The sequence below is a fragment of the Pseudomonas sp. ZL2 genome, from assembly GCF_054788455.1.
Genome location: NZ_JBGOGX010000024.1, coordinates 14,119 through 33,325 on the forward strand (window position 1 = coordinate 14,119; position 19,207 = coordinate 33,325).

Here is a 19,207-nt window from a genome sequence, read left to right on the forward strand (position 1 = left end):
GCTCATCGAGTCTGGTCGGGGTTCCATTGGTTGTAGCTGTGCCCGCGCAAGAACTGCCACAGGCCGACGCTCATGCCGGCCAGGGTCACCAGCACGAAGGCCGCCAGGCGAAACGGTTTGGGCAGGCGTTGGCGTACATCCAGCAGGCCGGCGATGGCAATGGCATAGCCAAGCAGTTGCGCGGCCAGGGTCAGTTGGTAAAAGCCGTGGCCATCGAACAACCACAGGTTGGCCAGCAGCAAGGGCAGCAACAGCACCGGCGCCAGGCGGCGGATCAGCTTGTGGCTGATCAGGGCAATGGCGTACAAGCCATGGCGCAGCGGGTTGAGCAGTTCGCGGCGGGCGGCCAGGCTGATCAGGCCGCCGACGGTGACCCGCTGGCGACGGCTGAACTGGCGGTCGGCTTCGTCCACGCCCTGGTCGAGGACCTGGGCCTCGTCGACATACACCACGCGCTTGCCGGCGACTGGCGCACAGGTATTGATGTAGAAGTCGTCGTTGACCCGCGCCGGGATCGGCTGGTACAGCTCGCGGCGCACGGCCTGCAGGGCGCCGTCGGCGGACACCGTGCAACCGGTGCGGCTTTCCACCCGCCGCAGCCAGGCTTCGTAGTGGCGGTACAGGCTTTCGCCCAGGCTCAGGCCCTTGCCGGCCACCGGGATGATCATCTTGCCGACCGTGCCGCCGACCTGCGGGTCGGCAAAAGGCGCCAGCAACGCCGCCAGGGTGCCGTCGATCCAGTGCACATCGGCATCGGTGAACACCACGATGTCGCCCGTGCACTGGGTGACGGCGACGTTGAGCACGCTGTTCTTGCCCATCCGCGGCAGGTCCAGGACCCGAATGCGCGGGTCGTCGAAGCTGCGCGCCAGGGCCACGGTGCGGTCGCTGGAGCCATCGCTGGCGACGACGATCTGCAGGCTTTCAGCGTGATAATCCTGGGCCAGCAGGTTGCGCAGCTTGTTGTCGATGTTGCGTTCCTCGTTGTGCGCGGCCACCACCACGCTAACCCGTTGCGGTGGCAGCGCTGCCGGTGTGTGGCGCGGGAGCAACGGCCCCAGCACGGTGAGCAGCAAGGGGTAGCCTAGCCAGGCATAAAACGGCAGCAACAGGCACAACCAAAAAATGAATTCAGCCACGGGCGGGCCTCCTTGCGCTCCAGTTGAACAGGCTGAGCACGAAGGCCGCGCCGGCCAGGTGCAGGCGGATCCAGTGCAGGCCCCAGAGCTGCAGGGCGAACAGCAGGTCGCGGTGTTTCAGGCTCTGGCGCAGGCTCAGCACCAGCGCCGGGACACTGGTGACGAATAGCATGAATAGCGCCACGTGCGGGTAACCATCGAGCAGCGCCAACAAGGCCAGGGCATCGAGCAACCAGGCAGCCAGTGACAACAGCGGGAAGCGCAGCAGGCGCAGGCTCAAGCCATTGCAGCGCAGCAGTTGCAGGTTGCTGCCCTGGCGCCACAGCTCCTTGCCCAGCCACTCGCTCCAGCTGCCCTCGAAACCCCAGTGCAGCACCACCGGGTCGCGCAGGGCCAGCAGGCGTGCGCCGGCCTTGTTCAGGTGCCAGGTAAAGTCCTTGTCTTCGCCGGTGCGCAGGGTTTCGCTAAAGCCGCCGACCTGGTCGAACCAGTGGCGCTGCATCAGCAGGTTGGGCGTCGGCAGCCATTGCATGCGGTGCAGCGCCGGCAAGCCTGCGCGCAGGGTGCGCCGTTGCCAGGCGCGGGCGAACCAGGGCGCCAGGCGCGGGGTGTCGCAGTCCAGGGCAAACACATCGCCACGGCCTTCGGCATGCAGGTCGAGCAGCAGGCTCAGCCAGTGCTCCGGCACTTCGATATCGGCATCGAGGAACGCCAGCCACTCACCGCTGCTGGCCTGCACGCCACGGTTGCGCAGGGCGCCGATGGTCAGCCCCGGCAGGCTCAGCACCTGGGCACCGAGGCTGCGGGCGATCTGCGGGCCGTCATCGCTGGAGCCGTTGTCGACCACCACCAACTCGCATTCGAGGCCGGCATCGGCGGCGGCTTGCATGGCCGACTGCAGGGTCCGGGCAATGTGCCGCGCCTCGTTGAACATCGGCACCACGACGCTGACTTTCATGCCTTCACCTGCGCCAGTTGTGCCTGTTCAGCCTTCAGGCGCAGCACGCTGGACAGCGCCAGCAGGATCCACAGGTATTTGTGGTTGGGCGCACTGAGGAACATCAGGAACAGGCTGATGGCGAGCATGCTCATGCACAGGTGCGTCAATAGATCCGCCTGGGCGTGATCACCCTGGCGCAGCCACAGGCGCCGGGCGTACCAGACGTTGTACAGCGCCATCAGCACCAGGCCGACGAAGAGGATGCCGGCCGGTATGCCGACTTCGCTGAAAATCTCCAGGTAGGTGTTGTGTGCCCGGCGGTACAGGTCGCCAACCTTGCGGTTGGCCGAGAAGGCCTTGGCATAACCGGTGGTGGCGTAGTGCAGGGGGAAGGTACCCGGGCCGGTGCCCAGCACTGGATGCTCGCGGATCATCTTGCTGCCGACCACGATGTAGGAGGAGCGCCGACCCAGGGAGTCATCCTTGAAGGCATTGACCCCGGACTTGAGCAGTGCCAGCGACTGGATGCGCGCCACGTAGCTTTCCGGCATCAGCGCCACCAGGGTCGGCAGCAGGATCGCCAGGCCGAGCATGGCAAAGCCCAGGTGCCGCGGGCGCAGGTGGGCGACCTGGGTGCGGTAGTGCACCAGGACAATCCCCAGGCTGATCAACAGCACCACCAGGCCGGAGCGTGAGTTGGTCTTGGTCATGCCCGCCAGCAGGAGGATGCAGCAGGCGATCCAGAACAGCTTGTGCAGCCGTCGGGGGCTGTTGAACACCAGCCACAGGGCCATCGGTACGGCAATGGCGATGAGCATGGCGAATAGGTTGGGGTCTTCCAAAAGGCCGGCGGCGCGGCCTTCGTCCTGGTACTTGGCCGAGACCATGGCCATGATGCAGGTCAGGCCGACGCTTAAGGTCACCAGCCGGTACATCATCGGCAGGTTGAGGTCGCGGCCGATCAGCAGGGTGATGCCGAACAGCAGCAGGCCCACCGCCAGTTCACGAAAATGCCCCAGGGACATCTCGCTGCTGTCGCTGGCCCACAAACTCAGCAGGTACAGCGCCAGAAAACCCAGCAACAGCCGCCACATGGGGCTGCGCAGGCGCTCGGCGGGCAGTTGCTTGACTGCCAGTTGCAGCACCAGCACCAGGGCCAGGGCCGCGCCGATCAGTTTGGTGGCGGTCAGTTGGCTGTCCTTGAACAGGCCTTCCAGCGGTACCAGGGTGATGATCGCCAGCAGGCCCCAGGCCGGGCGTTTGTACAGCGCCAGCAAACCGGCCAGGCCGATGACCGCGCCGGGGGCGAGGAACGGGTAGGGGCTGGCCAGCAGCGCCAGGCAGGCAATGGCCAGCAGGCCGATCAGCGACAGGGGGATGATCATGCGCAGGTCTCCTTGGCTGCGCCCAGGTACACCCGGGCCCAGCGTTGTGCCAGCGTCGGCAGGTGATAACGTTCGCGTTGGGTGCGCCGTGCCTGGGCGATCAGTTCGCCGGCCTGGGCCGGGTCGAGCATCAGCGCCTCCAGCTGTGCCGCCAGTTCTTGCACCGCCAGGGGCCGGGCCAGCAGGCCGCTGCGCCCGTGTTCGATCACATCGGGGATACCACCGACGCCAAAGGCCACCACCGGCACGCCATCCTGCATGGCTTCGAGCAGGATCATCGGCGTGCCTTCGGTACGCGAGCTGATCACCAGGGTATCCAGGCGCGCCATCCACTGGCGCATGTCGGCCTGAAACCCCGGCAGGCGGATGCGCTGGCTCAACTCCGCGGCGTCGATGCGCGCTTGCAGCGCGTCGCGCTCCGGGCCGTCGCCGAGCATCACCGCATCGAGCTGCGGGTGGCGCTGGCACAGCGGGATCAGGGTATCGAGAAACAGGTCCGGGCCTTTTTCACTGCTCAATCGCCCGACATAACCGGCCAGCCAGCGGCCATCGCCATGATTGCGCGCGGGCAGGGCGTCGGCCTCGGGCAAGCCGTTGGGGATGACCTGCAGCTTGGCTTCGGCAACCCCGGCCTGGCGATGGATGCGCTTGATGCTCTCGGCCACGCAGACCACCCGTTCGATGGTGGCGGTGCGGCACAGTTGCAGGCTGATCCAGGTGTACAGGCGCTGTTTGCGGCTGGTGGGGGTAAAACCATGCTGGGTGGCGACCATCGGCAGGCGCCACAACCTGGCGCCCAGCCAGCCGAACAGCAGGCCCTTGAAGTTGTGGCTGTTGATCAGCGGCTGCTGATCGTGACGCTGGCGCAGTACGCTGAGCAGCTCGCCCACCCCGTCGCAGGTCTGGCAGGCCACGCCGGCGGCGCGAAAACGCGCCACCAGTTGCTCCGGGGCCCCGAGAAACAGCACTTGGTGCTGCCCCGGGGTGGCCTGGCAGTGGTCCAGCAGCATCCGCTCGGCGCCGTAGAAACCACCACTGCTGAGCAGGTGCAGGATCGGCCGTGGCGGGGGCAGGGCTGCGTTCAATTGCGCACCCAGTGCACCAGCCGCGGCAGCGACCAGCCTTTGTAGGGGTTGGGGGTTTCCGGTGTCTGGTCGTTGATCACCAGCAGTACCGGCAGGTCCAGTTGATGGCTGATTTGCGCCGGGTGCTTGAAGCGCCGGTCAAAGAACTCTTTGACGTACACCAGGGCAATCGCCAGCAGCAGGCCGGTGAGCATGCCGAACGGTACGATCAGCAGCGGCTTGGGAAACGCCGCCTCGGCAGGCTCGTACGGGGCGCTGAGGATCCGCGCGTTGGACAGACCGTCCAGCAGGTCGGCACCGCGCGATTCTTCGTAGCGCTGGGTGTAGGTGAAGTAGGCCTTGTGCAGGGCGTCGATCTCGGTGTCGAGCTGGCGCGCCTTGCTCTGGGTCTCTTGCAACTGGTGCACGCGGCCTTTGAAGTCAGCAATGCGCGCGGTCTTCTGGGCGATCACGTTCTGCACCACGGCCAGGTCTTTTTCGCGCTCCTTGATGCGGTTGGCGACGATCTTGAGGAACTGCTGGCGGGTCTTGGCGATCTGCTCGCGTTGCAGCAGCATCTGCTCGCTGCCGGGCTGGAACACCGCCAGGTCGCTGACGTAGGTCAGCACCAGGGTGGTCAGCTGTTCACCGAGCTGCTTGATCTCGCGGTCTTCGAAGGCCACGTTGTCGACCGTGGTGGTGAAGGTGTAGGGGAAGGCGAAATCGCGCATGTTGGCGTTGTTGGCCGCGGCCAGGCTGGTTTTCAGGTACTCCAGCCACTGCTGGCTTTGCAGCAGGCGGTCGCGGTACAGGTTCAGCGCCTGTTCTTCGGTGTTGATGGCGTTGAGACGGAAGGTGATCTCTTCTTTGGGGTCCGAGGAGCCGATCTTTTCGAGCATCCCCAGGCGCTTGCCTTCGAGGTCATCCATGCGCACCTGGTACTGCAGTTTCTTCTGCTCGTAGAACTGCTCGGGCAGCTCGTTGGACTGCAGGTTCTGGCGGTTGCGCAGGTAGTTGTCGAGCAGGCGGCTGACGAACAGCGTACCGAGTTTCGGCTCGGGGAAGCTGTAGGTCACCGAGACCACGTTGGAGCCCGGCAGGGTCTCGATCTTCAGGTCCTTGATGGCGTCATCGGTGAGGGCATCGAGCTGGGTGTCGCGCACCGGGTCGACTTCCAGGCCGAACCGCGCCCGCAACGGGTTGATCACGTGCTCGCGCAGCGGGTTGATCACCGCCGTGCGCAGCGGGTCGAACACCACACGCTGCATCAGGCTTGGCGGCACCTCGTACTTGCCTTCGTCGCGCAGCTGGCTGATGGTTTCGCGGATCAGGGTCGGCGAGCGCAGGATGTTGCTCTCGGTTTCCATGTCGGCCAGCGACGGCGGGATGAACTTGTCGGTCTCCTGGGCCAGGGCGGTGTTGGTATCGCTCTGGGACAGTTTCTTCGACTGCACGATCACTTCCGCAGTGATATCGAAGCTCTGTTTGAGCACCAGGGGCAACAGCAAGGCGATCACTGCGAACACCAGGAAGACTCGTTTCACCAATTGGCGGTTGGCGAAGAAGATCCTGAAGAATTCATGCAGGTAGTTTTCTTTTGTATTCATGCTCGGATACCCGCCTGGGATTAGTTGTTGTCGCTGTCTTTGTTGTCAACGCGATAACCGAAGCTGAAGCCCACTCCCTGGAACAGCACCACGTCAGCCAGTTGCCGGGCCAGGTCGCCGGCGCTGGCGAGCTTGGTCTTGGGCACGTAAAGCATGTCGTCCGGCTGCAGATAAGCCACTTGCGCCGCGCTGGCATCCAGGGCCTTGTCGACGTTGTACGGCACGGCCTGCACCTGGTTGCCGTTGCGGCGCATGATCACCACCGAATCGAGCCGGGCCTTGACGTTCGGGCCACGGGCCAGGGTCAGGGCTTCGAGCACCGATACCGGGCGGCGGATCGGGTAGGCGCCGGGCTGGCCGACTTCACCCAGCACGTAGATCTCGTTGACCGCAGTGGACTTGAGCATCACGTCCACGGTCATCCGCCCGGGCAGGTCGGCGTAGCGTTTGTTCAGGTAGGTCTGCAATTGGTTGACGGTCATGCCCTGCAGCGGTACCGAGCCGATTTCCGGAAAGCTGGCCTGGCCATCGCTGCCCACGGTGATCTCGCGGCTCATGCCGGTGGCCGGGTGGTTGAGGGCGCTCTTGAGGTTCTGCTCGTTGGTCAGCGGGCTGATCACCTGCACGGTGACGTTGTCACGCCCCGGCTGGAACAGGCGTTTGTTGCGGTACGCCTGCTGGATGGTGCGCCGGGCTTCATCCGGGGTTTGCCCGGCGATGTTCACCGAGGTGTTGGCCCGTGGCAGCTCGATGGTGCCGTCGGGCAGCACCAGCTGGTTACCGTTGAGCGAACTGGCGGCGGGGAAGGCCAGGCCGACGGTGTCGCCGGACTGGATGCGGTACGACGCCGATCCGCTGGTGCTGATGTGGAAGATCACATCGAGCACGTCCTGCGGGCGCAGCACCTGCTCGCTGCGCGGCAACTCGGCATCCTGGGCGTTGGCCGGGGCGGCGGTCATGATCTGTACCGGCATCTGCCGGGTGTCCTGATTGGCGCAGCCGGCCAGGGTCAGCAGGCACAGCGCGAACGTCGTGTATTTCATGTGAGGCTCCTGGGCTGCTGGCCTAAAGGTTGTTGTACAGCCACTTGGGCATGTAGTACTTGCGCCGGTTGAACACGCTGCCGATCAGCCTGGCGCCGGCCTGGGTCAGGCGCTGGGCGGCGGCCTGGGCCACTTCCCACCGGGTTTCCTCGGCGCACACCACCAGCACCACGCCATCGACCAGGGTGCCGATGATCAGGCTGTCGGCGCTGGCGTACACCGCCTCGCCGTCGACCACCACAAAGCGGTAGTGCTCGCCCATGTGCTTGAGCAGCACGCGCAGCAGGTCGGGGTTCAGGCGCTCCTTGCCGCGCTTGTAGGTGCCGGCCGGCAGCACGTCGAACGGCTGGTCGGACAGGCGCACGATGCAGTCCTGCATCAACGGCGGGGTGTCCTGGTTGAACATCAGGTCGTTGAAACCGCGCAGTTTGTGCAGGCTCAACTGCTGGCTGAGGTTGTTGTTGCTGGGGCTGCTGTCGACCAGCAATACCGGGCCGCCGCTCATCAACGCCAACTGGCTGGCAAAGGCCAGGGCGCTGGTGCTGGTACCGCTGCCGGTGTTGGCGGCGGTTAGCAGCAGGATGCGCTGGTCTTCATCGAGCACCGTGGAGGTCAGGTTGGTTTCGCTCGGGGTGGCGATCGTCAGACTTCTAGAAGTAGAACCGTCCATTCAACTTGCTCCGTGGCCGCTGAAGACTTTGAAAGGAGTCTTGAAGAGGATTTTCAGATCCAGCATCAAGCTCTGTTCGTTGATGTAGCTCAGGTCCAGTTCGACTCGCTGGTCGAAGTCTATGTCGCTGCGTCCGGAGATCTGCCACAGGCCGGTCATGCCGGGGTGGATGCTCAGGCGGGCGAGGTGGTTGTCTTTGTAGCGATAGGCGTTGAACGAGGTGGGGCGGGGGCCGACCAGGCGCATGTCACCGCGCACCACGTTGAACAGGTTGGGTAACTCGTCCAGGCTGCTGCGCCGCAGCCAGCGGCCGATCGGGGTGACGCGCGGGTCCTTGTCGATCTTGAAATCGATGGCATCGGCGCCGTGCTTGTTCAGGTGGCGCACCGAATCCTTCAAGGCTTCGGCGTTGGCGACCATGGTGCGGAACTTGTACATGCCAAAGGTGCGGCCGCGGTAGCCGGTGCGCTTTTGCACGAAGAACACCGGGCCGGGGCTGCTGAGCTTGACCAGTACGGCCAGTGGCACCAGCAGCGGCGAAATCAGCACCAGGATGCACAGGGCGCCGAAACAGGCCAGCACCCGGTTGGTCCGCGACAGGGTCCAGGGACGCCCGCCAGCGCGGCCGGTCAGCCAGCCACGGCCTTGCATGTGAATGGCCGCGTCGATGCGTTGGCGATGCGCAGGGTCCATGCGCTTGTCTTGGTACAGTGCCTGCAGTTGCGCACTTTTAGGTTGTCCTGTCATACCGCCCTCCGTTGATGCTCGGGCGCCTGCCCGTTATCGCGTTTGGCGTCCTTGCCAGTGTGCGAGTAGTACTGATGAAACCAGGCAATAAAGCGCCCGAGCCCTTCATCCAGCGAAACCTGGGGGGTGAAGCCGGTGATCCGTTCCAGGGCGCTGCCATCGGCACAGGTGGCTAGCACATCGCCCGGTTGCAGCGGCAGCAGTTCGATGGCTGCCTTGCGCTGCAGGTGTTTTTCCAGCAGCGCGACGTAGTCGGTGAGCTCCACCGGGCGCTGGCCGCCGATGTTGAACAAGCGCCACGGTGCATGGCTGCTGGCCGCGTCCGGTTGATCGCGGTCCCAGCCCGGGTTGGCCTGTGGCGCCAGGGGAATCAGGCGCACCAGGCTTTCGACGATGTCGTCGATGTAGGTGAAGTCGCGCTGGTGCTGGCCATAGTTGAACAGCTGGATCGGCCGGCCCTCGGCAATCGCCCGGGCAAACTGGATCGGCGACATGTCCGGACGGCCCCAGGGGCCGTACACGGTAAAGAAACGCAAGCCGCTGGCGGGAATGCCGAACAGGTGGCTGTAGCTGTGGGCCATGGCCTCGTTGGCCTTTTTGGTCGCGGCGTACAGCGACAACGGATGGTCGACGGCATCCTCGACCCGGTACGGGGTGTGCTGGTTGGCGCCGTACACCGAGCTCGACGAGGCATACAGCAGGTGCTGCACGGGATGGCGGCGGCAGCCTTCGAGAATGTTGAGAAAGCCGCAGAGGTTGCTGTCGATATAGGCCCGCGGGTTCTCCAGCGAGTAGCGCACCCCGGCTTGCGCGGCCAGGTGAATCACCACGTCGGGTTGCTCGCTGGCGAACAGTTCGGCCATGCCGGCGGCATCGTTGAGGTCCAGGCGGTACAGGGTCAACGGACCCGCTTCGGCTTCGACCCAGCGCACCCGTGCTTCTTTGAGCGCCGGGTCGTAGTAGTCGTTGAAGTTGTCCAGGCCGATCACCTGATGGCCGTCGCGCAACAGTCGCAGGCTGCAATGAGCGCCAATGAAACCGGCAGCGCCGGTGACCAGGATCTTCATGGCGCCGGCACCTCCGGCTGGACCTGGCGCAGGCCGATGCCAATGTAGCTCAGGCCGAAGGTGGCGACCTGATCGGGGTTGTACAGGTTGCGCCCGTCGATGATCAGGCGGCTGCGCAGCTTCTTGGCCAGCAGGGCGAAGTCGACCACGCGAAAGGTCTTCCACTCGGTGCAGATCACCAGGGCATCGGCGTCTTCCAGGGTGTCGTCGCGGGTGGCGCACAGTTGGAGGTCTTTGCGGTAGCCGTAGAGGCGCCGGCATTCGGACATCGCCTCCGGATCGAAGGCGCATACGGTGGCGCCTTCGGCCCACAGCGCTTCCATCAGGTAGCGGCTGGGCGCTTCGCGCATGTCGTCGGTGTTGGGCTTGAAGGCCAGGCCCCAGACGGCAATCGACTTGCCCGCCAGGCTGCCGGGGAAGCGTTGCTTGAGCTTGGCGAAGAGGATCTGCCGTTGCGCGTCGTTGACCTCGCTGACACTTTGCAGCAAGCGCAGCGGCATGCCGCTATGCTCGGCAGTGTGCAGCAGGGCGCGCAGGTCCTTGGGAAAGCACGAACCGCCAAAGCCGCAACCCGGGTAGATAAAGTGATAGCCGATGCGCGGGTCGGAGCCGATGCCCTTGCGCACGGCTTCGATGTCGGCGCCCAGGTGCTCGGTGAGGTTGGCCAGCTCGTTCATGAAGCTGATGCGCGTGGCGAGCATGGCGTTGGCCGCGTACTTGGTCAGCTCGGCGCTGCGGTTGTCCATGAACATGAGCTTTTCATGATTGCGGCAGAAGGGCGCGTAGAGCTCGGCAAGCTGGTCATGGGCCTGGCTGTCGGCGGTGCCGACGATGATCCGGTCCGGGCGCATGCAATCGGCCAACGCGCTGCCTTCTTTAAGGAACTCGGGGTTGGACACCACCCGTACCTTCAGCGCACCTTTGCCCAGGCGCTCCAGTTCGTCGCGGGCCAGGGCGGCGACCTTGTCGGCGGTACCGACCGGCACGGTGGACTTGATGATCAGGGTGCGGTCGGCGTCCATCAGCCCGGCGATCTGCCGGGTCACCCCCAGGACATGGGAGAGGTCGGCCGAGCCGTCTTCGTCCGGCGGCGTGCCGACGGCAATGAAGATCAGTTCGGCGTGGTTGACGGCGTCACTGGCCTGGGTACTGAACAGCAGGCGGCCTTCCTTGATGTTTTCTTCGAGCATGCTCGAAAGGCCGGGTTCGCTGATTGGCGGTACGCCCTGACGCAGTTGACTGATCTTGTGCGCATCAATATCGATGCACAGAACCCGGTGTCCTACGTCTGCGAGGGCTGCAGCTTGTACAAGACCGACATAGCCGGTGCCAAATACGCTCACGTCCATGTCGGCGTGCCTCGTATGGAGTAATGAGGATGAAACAGTGGTGTGATTTCGGTATAGCCCACCCGTAGGAAGTCGTGTCAATGAAATGGCATGTTTCGTCTGATTTACACAGGCTAAGTTTTAGGCTTTTTGCCATCAAGCCGTTCTAAATCCGTGAGTTAGCTTGAGTAAGCACTGGCCAATTGCCGCATAGCAAAACGATGAACGGTCGCAGCCCCCGGTAAACAAGGGCTTAACGGATATCACTGTTTCACGAATGCAACGTTTTCGCATTTTTGAACTGTCAGAATTGGCGCTGCCAAGTTGAGTCATAAAATTGACGTTGTTCCGGTTTGCGCTTTGTCGGGGCACTGCTAACGTGTCAGTGTCCGGGGCAGTTGCAAGCGTTGCTGGCGAGGGAGAGATGCACAGATATTTCAAGGAACTGCTGCTCGCGCTGTACCTGCTGAGCAACTACCCGTACTACATCGAGCGCTTTCAGGCCATCGGCCTGAGCCCGGCGTTGCTGTTGTATGTCGGTGTACTGGTGCTGCTGGTGCTGGCCTTGCTGCTGTGCGCCAACATCCGCCAGGCCTGGCTGCGCTGGGGCCTGGCCCTGGTGTTCAGCGCCAGCGCGGTGTTTTTCGATGCCTACACGCGCATTACCGCCGACTACCTGACCTACAGCGGCTTTATCTCGATGGTGTATTCCGGTGGTTTTGTCGGTGAAGCCATCGAGCAGTACCACAGCGTGATCCTGCAGGTGCTGGGCAGGTCGTTGCTGTTGCTGCTGGGCCTGGGGCTCGCACCACGGCACAGGGTGCCAGGGCCCAGGGCACTGCCGTGGGCCGCGCCGCTGCTGGGCATCGCCTTGCTCACCGCGATCCTGTTCGTGCGCGCTGGCGAGGGGGCCCGTGGCCTGCCGATCATGTACACGCCACTGGCCTACGCCAACCTGATGCTCTACGAATCGCTGCACGACAGCGTCGGCCCGCGCGAACCGGTGACCCTGGCCCGCAGCGGCCCGGCCCTGGCCCGCGACATCGTGCTGATCATCGACGAAAGCGTCTCGGGCAATTACCTGGACCTGAACACCGCCCATGGCGTACGCAGCCAGCTCAACCAGGCGCGCCCCGGGGTCAGTATCTTCAACTATGGCTACGCCGCCTCGATTGCCAATTGCAGCTCCGACACCAACGTCACCCTGCGCTATGGCGGCACCCGCGACGACTACCTGCGCATCAACTCGACCCTGCCGTCGATCTGGCAATACGCCAAGGTCGCAGGGCTTGGCACCGTGTACATCGATGCCCAGCGCACGGGCGGCAACCTGCAGAACCTGATGAATGCGGCGGAAAAACGCGACATCGACCAGTTCATCCAGTTCGACAGCACCCCGGTGCGCGACCGCGACATGGCCGCAGCGGCCAAGCTCACTGAACTGTTGGGCGATGAAAAGGCGCAGCTGATCGTGATCAACAAGGTTGGCGTGCATTTCCCCGTGCACGACAAGTACCCGGACGACTTCATGACCTACCGCCCGGCCTTACCGCGCGGGCAGTACACCGACATCACCGATACCGGCCGGCGCGATGGGTTTTCCGGTCAGCCCGAAGACTGGGTGCTGTACCGCAATTCGTACATGAACAGCCTGTTGTGGAATGTCGGCGAGTTCTTCAATCGCCTGTTCGCCCAAGCTGATCTTAGCCAGGCGGTACTCATCTACACCTCCGACCACGGCCAGGACCTGCACGAACGCGGCAACCCCGGCCTGAATACGCACTGCGACAGCAACCCGGTGGAAGAGGAGGGCCTGGTGCCGCTGGTGGTGATCCAGGGCCAGGGTTTGCAGACCCTCGATTGGCAGGCGCAACTGGCGGCCAACAAAGACCGCTCCAGCCACTACAACATCTTCCCGACCCTGTTGCAGCTGCTTGGTTACGACCCGGCCGGGATCGCCGCGGTGTACGGGCGCTCGCTGGCGGTGCCGACCGATGACCCGTTCAGCTTCAATACCCGCTTCAATGCGCGGCTGGGGGCGAAGCCGGTGTTCAAGCATATCGACCTGGGCGAGGTGGTGACACCGGGCCAGGGCTTGCCGCCGTCCCAGATGCCGGTGGGCAAGGCTGATTAAAAGGCTCTTCGCGGAATCCCGGGGACTATGAGCCTTGGGTTGGGTTGGGTTGGGATGTTGAGGCTGCGGGCTTATCCATTCGCTGTGGCGCCGCTGCTGGCCCCTTCCGCCTTTACGGCGGGTCCCTTTTGTCTTGGCAAAAGGAACCAAAACCGCTTGCTCCTGCATACGGCCCTACGCTGCGCTTCGGGTCCCCTCGCTACGGCACCTTCCGGGGCATCGCGGCCTACGACTTGCTACGCCAAGTCTACGTCTCGCGTCTTCGGCTGACGCCGAAGGTGCTGCGCACCGCCCCTCCAGGCACCTCCGCTCGGCCTCCTGAAGTCGCTTTTGGCGGCGCCTGGAATTACGCGCATGAAGATCAAGATCAACATCAAGATGAAGCAAGTCGCTCCTCGCTTCAGCGTCAGCTTGGCGCCGCCACAATCTGCTTTCGCAGATACGCTAGTGCAGGCGCCGCCCGTAACTTCGCGACTTCAGGAGGCTGAGCGTAGGTGTCTGGAGGGGGCTGGTGCGTAGCACCCTTCGGCCCAGGCCGAAGTCGCGAGACGTAGACTTGGCGAAGCAAGTCGTAGGCCGCGATGCCCCTGGAAGGCACCGTAGCGAAGGAACCCGGAGCGCAGCGTAGGGCCGTATGCTGGAGCGAGCGGTTTTGGTTCCTTTTGCCAAGACAAAAGGGACCCGCCGTAAGGGCGGAAGGGGCCAGCAGCGGCGCCACAGTGAATGGATAAGCTCGCAGCCTCAACATCCCAACCCATCCCAACCCAAGGCTCATAGCCCCCGGGATTGCGTGAAGAGCCGATTAAAACGCGGGCAGTAGTTATGTAACGCCTGGGAAGCAATCGAATCGGGTTACCTGCGGATCCATTCCATCCGCAGGTAACCTGGCCATGTCCGATACCCCTGAACCATCCGCCGTCCTCTTTCACCACAAGCGCCTGGCCGCTGGCTTGCGCCCCAGGCTCGAGCATTTCAATCGCAACAACCTTCAAGCGCTGCTGCACAGCCAGCAGGCGATTCATGCTGACCGCCAGGGCCAGCCCCATGCCTGGTTCAATGACAGCGAGCCACAGCAGCGCAAGGCCCTGCTCGATGCAGCGAAGGCGCAACAAGACGCGCGCTGGCGCCTGGCCGGGACATTGTCCGGGCTGCAGAGCATCACCAAGTTCGCCACCCCCTTGCTGACCCGGGCATTGCTTGACCAGCACGGCCTGCAATTGGACGTGACCCGTGCCCAGCTGCACCGTTGGGCCCGCGAATTGGTGGACGGACGGCCAGTGATCAAGGGGCCGGAGCGACGCGCCAGCCTGCTGGAAGCCGCGTTGCAGAACTTCGCAGCCAATGAGGACTTCCACTTCAGCTATCTCACCCGCGAGGGCCAGGTGGCCGATACGCTGGCCTTGGCCGGCGAGGATTTCGCCGCCCTGTGCCGTGACCTCGATCTGGGCCAGCGTTATCAGCAGCACTTGCAACAGGTCTTTGACGAGGCGGGCAATACGCAGCAACTGCGTGAGCAGATGAGCGAAGCCACCCGCGCCGATTTCCAGCTGCTGGTGCAACGGGCCAGGATGAAACGCGAAATCAGTGCCTCGGCCCATGCAATGCTGCAGGCGCTGCTCAAGGGGATCCCGGCCATGCTCGACGGCAGGCCGGTAGTCTGCCGTCGCCTGGCCATCCTCGGCTGCGAGCTGGCCGACGTGCTGTTGATCGGGCCACAAACGGCCGGCAGCGAATCGACAGAACGTTGTGTGGCCTGGATCGCCGGTGCGCCCCTGGCACCGTTGAAGGAGTACAGCTCGGCCAGCGCCTTCGCCAAGGACCTGGCGATCAGTCTGCAATCCACCGAGTACAGCCGTGCCCTGGCGGCCAAGGTGCCGCAGGCGCTCAAGGGGAAATTCCTCCGCCGCCTGGAGCGCACCCTGTTCGAGGTGCGTTTCCACGGCAACGAACAGATTCGCCAGGCCATTGCCCAGCCGCGCCTGGAGGTCAGCGAGCGCATTCTTCAAGGGCCGCTGTGGGCGAAGCTGCAAACCTTGCAGGTACGCAGGCTCAAGGCCAATGCCCGGGTGCTGGCGGTGCCGACCGGTGATGAAGACTACCAGGCACGGCTGCGGCGCCTGGACAGCTGGTTGGGGATTGCCCTGGATGTACTCAACGCCGCCGCGTTCGTGGTGCCCGGCCTGAATGAGGTGATGCTGGCGGTCACTGGCGCGCAGTTGATGGGCAACCTGTTCCAGGGCGTCCATGCCTGGGAAGTGCATGAAACCGCCGAGGCGCTCGCCCAACTGGAGTCGCTGGCCCTCAACCTGGGGCTGTTCGCCGGCCTGGGCGCCGCGGCTGGCGCCTTGCAGCCATCGGCTTTTGTCGACAGCCTGCGTAGCGTCGAACTGGCCGACGGCCAGACGCGCCTGTGGAAAGCCGACCTGAGCGACTATGCCAGCAAGGTGCAGATCCCCGATAGCGTCCAGGTCAACGACCTGGGCCAGTACCTGCACGAGGGGCGCTACTACCTGCGCCTGCAGGAGCACTGGTACGAGCAGCGCCAAGCCGACAGCGGGCAGTGGCGCCTGGTGCACCCGGCCGACCCGGCGGCCTATGAACCTGTGCTCAGGCACAACGGCCAGGGTGCCTGGCAGTATCAGGGTGAGCAACCGCTGCACTGGCCACGCGGCCAGTTGCTCAGGCGCATCGGTGCACTGGCCGACGGCCTGGATGACGCACAGCTCGAGCAGGCGCTGCACATCAGTGGCGTCGAGGAACAGGCGCTGCGCAGTGTCCACGTTCACCAGTTGCCAATACCTGCGCTGCTGGCCGATACCCTGCAGCGCATGCAGTTCGAACGGCGCATCACCCGGCTGATCAGCGATGTGCGCGCCGGCCTGGCGCCGCAGTCCGGCATGACCTACCCGGTAGCCTTGCTGGTCGAGCTACCGAACTGGCCCGCCAACCGGGTGCTGGAGGTGTTCAAGGGGGCTGAGCTCTGGGGCGCTTCATCCACCTACGGCCTGGAGCGCTGGCCGCAAGGGCGCCCGATCAAGCTGCTGGCCCACGAGATCCGTCAAGGCCAATTGCCGGAGAAAGTCCTGGCGGCGCTCAGCGAGGACGAAATCATTCCGCTGCTGGGCAGCAGCGTGGCAACCGCTGATCGCCTGCAGGCCTTGCGCGAGGCCGTGGCCAAGCAAGTGCACAAACGCCGCGGCGCTATCTTCGACAGCTTGCGGCAAGGTACAGCAGGGCCGTCTTCAGCGGGGGTTGCGCTGCTGCTCAGGGACTTCCCCACGCTGCCCGATAGCATCGCCCGGGAGATCGAAAGCCAGGCCAGCCTGACTGAACATGCCCAGCTCAATCAGGCCGGGGCCCGCCTACCGTTGCGCCTGGCCGAAGAGGCGCGCCTGTATCAGCAACAAGTGCGCCTGAGCCGTGCCCTGGAAGGGCTGCAGTGGTCGGCCCCGCACAACCCGGACAGCCAGCGCCTGGCCCTGGGCCTGCTGGAATCGGTGCCGGGCTGGACGGGTGAGGTGCGTATCGAGCTGCGTGAGGAGGTCGCTAGCGGTCGCCTGCTGGCCCGTGTCGGCCGCGCCGATGGCGAGCTCAAGATCCTGGTCGCCAGCGCCGAGCGCTATCGTGCCTATGATGGCCTGGGTAACGAGTTGTTCAGTGGTGAGGATTACGCTGCCGCCATCCTCAGGGCCTTACCGGACGCCGAGCGCCGGGCATTGAGGATCGAAGTTTTTGATGTCGGGCAGTTGCGCATGAGGCTGCAGCAACTGGCGATCGACGATCGTGCCCGGGCCTCGCGCCTGCTCGGCCAGCAACCGCGTAAACCCTGGCACCGCGCACCGCTGCGCCTGGCAGACGGGCGCGGCGGTTATACCCTGGGCGGTGCCTCCAGTACCTTGCGGCCGGAAACCCACCGACGCCTGGGCGTGCTGTACCCGGAGTTGAACCGGGAGCAGATCACCCGCCTGGTCGCTGAGTTGCGCAAGAGTGGCCGCGACCTGGCCGAGCGTGTCGAGGGGCTGGAGATGGAGTACCGCCAGCTGCAGCTCAAGCTCGACTACTGGCAGCGGTCGGGTCCCGACAGCCCGACCCGGCGCCTGGCGGTTTCCCGGCTGAAACGGGCCTGGCAACGGGGAGGGGGCTCGGAAAGCCACAGGCTTGAACTCAAGGAACTGGATATCACCGGTTTGCCAACGCTTGACGTTCAGTTCCCGCACATCACCGAACTTAACCTGCGCGGCGTGGCCGGGCCTACTGGTGTGCATGGCGGTGAAATTCCGGCACATCTGTTCAGCAGCTTTCCGAAGTTGAAGGCCCTGGGCCTGGTGGGTAACCACTTACCGGAGATTCCGCTGTCGATCAGGCACTGTGGAGAACTGGAAGAACTGGCCCTGGGCCACAACAGGCTGCAGGTCACAGACACCATGTTCCAGCCGCTCCAGGCCCTGCCCAGGCTACAGATTCTGAGCCTGGCCAGCAATCAACTGGGGCAATTGCCCGATGCCGCAATCGACGCGCTGTCGGGGCTGCCTAAGTTGACGTATCTGGACCTGAGCAGCAACAGCCTGGTGCTTGAGGCCCGCCACCTGGAGCAGTTGGCCAACCTTCGCCTGGGCAATCTGAACCTGGCGGACAACCGGATTACCCTTGATGAAGCCGGGGCGGCGGTGTTTCAGCGCTTTATTTACCTGCGCAACCTGAACCTGAGCGTAAACCCGCTGATGCGTGCCCCCGACCTGGTTATCATGCCCTGGCTGCAAAACGTCGACCTGAGCTTCTGCCAGCTGCGCGAATGGCCAGGCGGGCTTACCGGGCTGATGAATCAACACCAGTTTCAACTGCGTTCGATCAACCTGGCCGACAACCAGATTGAACAGCTACCGCAACTGGCGCAAACCCGCTTCGGCCAGACCCTGCGCCACATAGGGCCGCGTGGTAATCTGGCGCTGCGCCTGACCAACAACCCGCTCAATGCCCAGGGCATCTTGCGCCTGCATGCGCTGGGCCTTACCCATGTGTTCTATGGTGACGCTGCGGTCAACCGGCTGTGGCTCGAAGGCGCCAGCGAGGCGCGACAGGGTTTGTGGCAGGACCTGTTCGACAGTGAGCGTAACCGCCCACTGTTCATTGCCCTGAGCACCCTGGAGCGCTCGCAAGCCGCGCAGATCGACGCCGCGCACCTGACCCGCCGGGTGTGGAACTTGCTCGAACTGGCAGCGCAGGATGAAGTGCTGCGCAACGAGCTCAATGACATTGCGGGCAGTTTTCCCGACACCTGCGGCGATGCCGGGGCCGATGTGTTTGCCGCGCTGGAGGTCGAGGTCATGGCCAACCGTCTTGCCGGGCAGGCGCTGGATGACCAGGGGCGCAGCGGTGAGTTGCTGGGGCTTTACCAGCGGCTGTATCGGCGCCATGAAGTGGAGCGAATTGCCGACCGCATCTCCAGTTTGCGCCAACTGCGCAAAAATGCGCTGGACAGCGGCGAGGCATTGCCAGCCCTGGATCCGCTGGACGACATCAGCGACGCCGACCTGGGGTTCACGGTCGACGACATTGAAGTTCGCCTGGCATTGCGCCGTACCCTGGCGACCCGCCTGGACTTTCCCGAGCCTTCGGCCGGAATGCTCTATCGCCAACTGGCCTATGTCAGCGATAGCCTGGCCAGCCGGGTCGAGCGAGAAGTGCGCAGCCTCGACAGTGCCGCCAACCGTCAGCAATGGATGCTCGAGCAGCCGGGCTGGGCAAGGTTTCTCAAGCAACGCTTCAAGCCGCAGTTCGATGCTTTGACCGATCACTGGTATCAGGGTGCGGAGTATGCCGAGCATTGCCTCGACCCGAGCAACCCAGCCGTACCGATGCTCGATGCCAGCCTGATCAGCTTCCTGCATGGGCAGGCCGCTGACGTGGCGTTCATCGAGGCCGGGATCAGCGCCCTCAGCCATGATGAAGCGGGTGCCTTGCGCCGGCAGGTGTTCAATGATCACCAGTACACGGTGTTCCTCAACGTGCTGGCCAGGGGGCAGGCAGCCGCCGAACGCGCACTGTTGTTGCAGCTCACGCGCCAGTCTGGTTGATGCACTACT

The 19,207-nt window shown here is 64.2% G+C and carries 12 protein-coding genes; 2 read left to right on the plus strand and 10 right to left on the minus strand.

Annotated elements, in window-relative coordinates:
- Positions 1 to 2 precede the first annotated feature (2 nt).
- From ABM562_RS17020 to ABM562_RS17065, 10 genes are read right to left on the minus strand one after another with little or no spacing between them, the layout of a single operon-like run.
- Entirely contained in the window at positions 3 to 1,139 is a 1,137-nt protein-coding gene (locus ABM562_RS17020) for a glycosyltransferase (RefSeq protein ID WP_460422710.1), read from the minus strand.
- Positions 1,132 to 2,097, minus strand: coding sequence for a glycosyltransferase family 2 protein (locus tag ABM562_RS17025; protein ID WP_115086516.1), 966 nt, complete (start codon positions 2,095 to 2,097; stop codon positions 1,132 to 1,134). Before ABM562_RS17025 ends, ABM562_RS17020 begins: the two co-directional genes overlap by 8 nt.
- Positions 2,094 to 3,464: an O-antigen ligase family protein gene (locus ABM562_RS17030; RefSeq protein ID WP_134062543.1), complete on the minus strand. Its 1,371-nt coding sequence runs from the start codon at positions 3,462 to 3,464 to the stop codon at positions 2,094 to 2,096. Before ABM562_RS17030 ends, ABM562_RS17025 begins: the two co-directional genes overlap by 4 nt.
- Entirely contained in the window at positions 3,461 to 4,549 is a 1,089-nt protein-coding gene (locus tag ABM562_RS17035) for a glycosyltransferase family 4 protein (RefSeq protein WP_460422712.1), read from the minus strand. Before ABM562_RS17035 ends, ABM562_RS17030 begins: the two co-directional genes overlap by 4 nt.
- Positions 4,546 to 6,135, minus strand: a complete 1,590-nt coding sequence (locus ABM562_RS17040) for a GumC family protein (RefSeq protein WP_134062545.1) — start codon at positions 6,133 to 6,135, stop codon at positions 4,546 to 4,548. Before ABM562_RS17040 ends, ABM562_RS17035 begins: the two co-directional genes overlap by 4 nt.
- A gap of 20 nt (positions 6,136 to 6,155) precedes the next feature.
- Positions 6,156 to 7,178 (minus strand): polysaccharide biosynthesis/export family protein, encoded by a 1,023-nt coding sequence (locus ABM562_RS17045; protein ID WP_460422714.1) that lies wholly within the window; start codon positions 7,176 to 7,178, stop codon positions 6,156 to 6,158.
- Between the two features lie 22 nt (positions 7,179 to 7,200).
- Complete coding sequence (locus ABM562_RS17050; protein ID WP_115086521.1) at positions 7,201 to 7,848, minus strand: CpsD/CapB family tyrosine-protein kinase; 648 nt, start codon at positions 7,846 to 7,848, stop codon at positions 7,201 to 7,203.
- A complete protein-coding gene (locus tag ABM562_RS17055; RefSeq protein ID WP_115086522.1) occupies positions 7,849 to 8,595 on the minus strand; it encodes a sugar transferase in 747 nt (248 codons plus the stop codon).
- Positions 8,592 to 9,662 (minus strand): NAD-dependent epimerase, encoded by a 1,071-nt coding sequence (locus ABM562_RS17060; protein ID WP_134062547.1) that lies wholly within the window; start codon positions 9,660 to 9,662, stop codon positions 8,592 to 8,594. The genes ABM562_RS17055 and ABM562_RS17060 overlap by 4 nt, the downstream gene beginning before the upstream one ends.
- Positions 9,659 to 11,011 carry a UDP-glucose dehydrogenase family protein gene (locus ABM562_RS17065; protein ID WP_115086524.1) on the minus strand — a complete coding sequence of 451 codons (1,353 nt, stop codon included), beginning with the start codon at positions 11,009 to 11,011 and terminating at the stop codon, positions 9,659 to 9,661. Before ABM562_RS17065 ends, ABM562_RS17060 begins: the two co-directional genes overlap by 4 nt.
- Positions 11,012 to 11,414: 403 nt before the next feature.
- On the opposite strand from ABM562_RS17065, the gene ABM562_RS17070 reads away from it, so the two are divergent.
- A complete protein-coding gene (locus ABM562_RS17070; RefSeq protein WP_460422715.1) occupies positions 11,415 to 13,124 on the plus strand; it encodes a sulfatase-like hydrolase/transferase in 1,710 nt (569 codons plus the stop codon).
- Positions 13,125 to 14,014: 890 nt separating this feature from the next.
- A complete protein-coding gene (locus ABM562_RS17075) occupies positions 14,015 to 19,198 on the plus strand; it encodes a dermonecrotic toxin domain-containing protein (RefSeq protein ID WP_460422717.1) in 5,184 nt (1,727 codons plus the stop codon).
- The last annotated feature ends 9 nt before the right edge of the window (positions 19,199 to 19,207 follow it).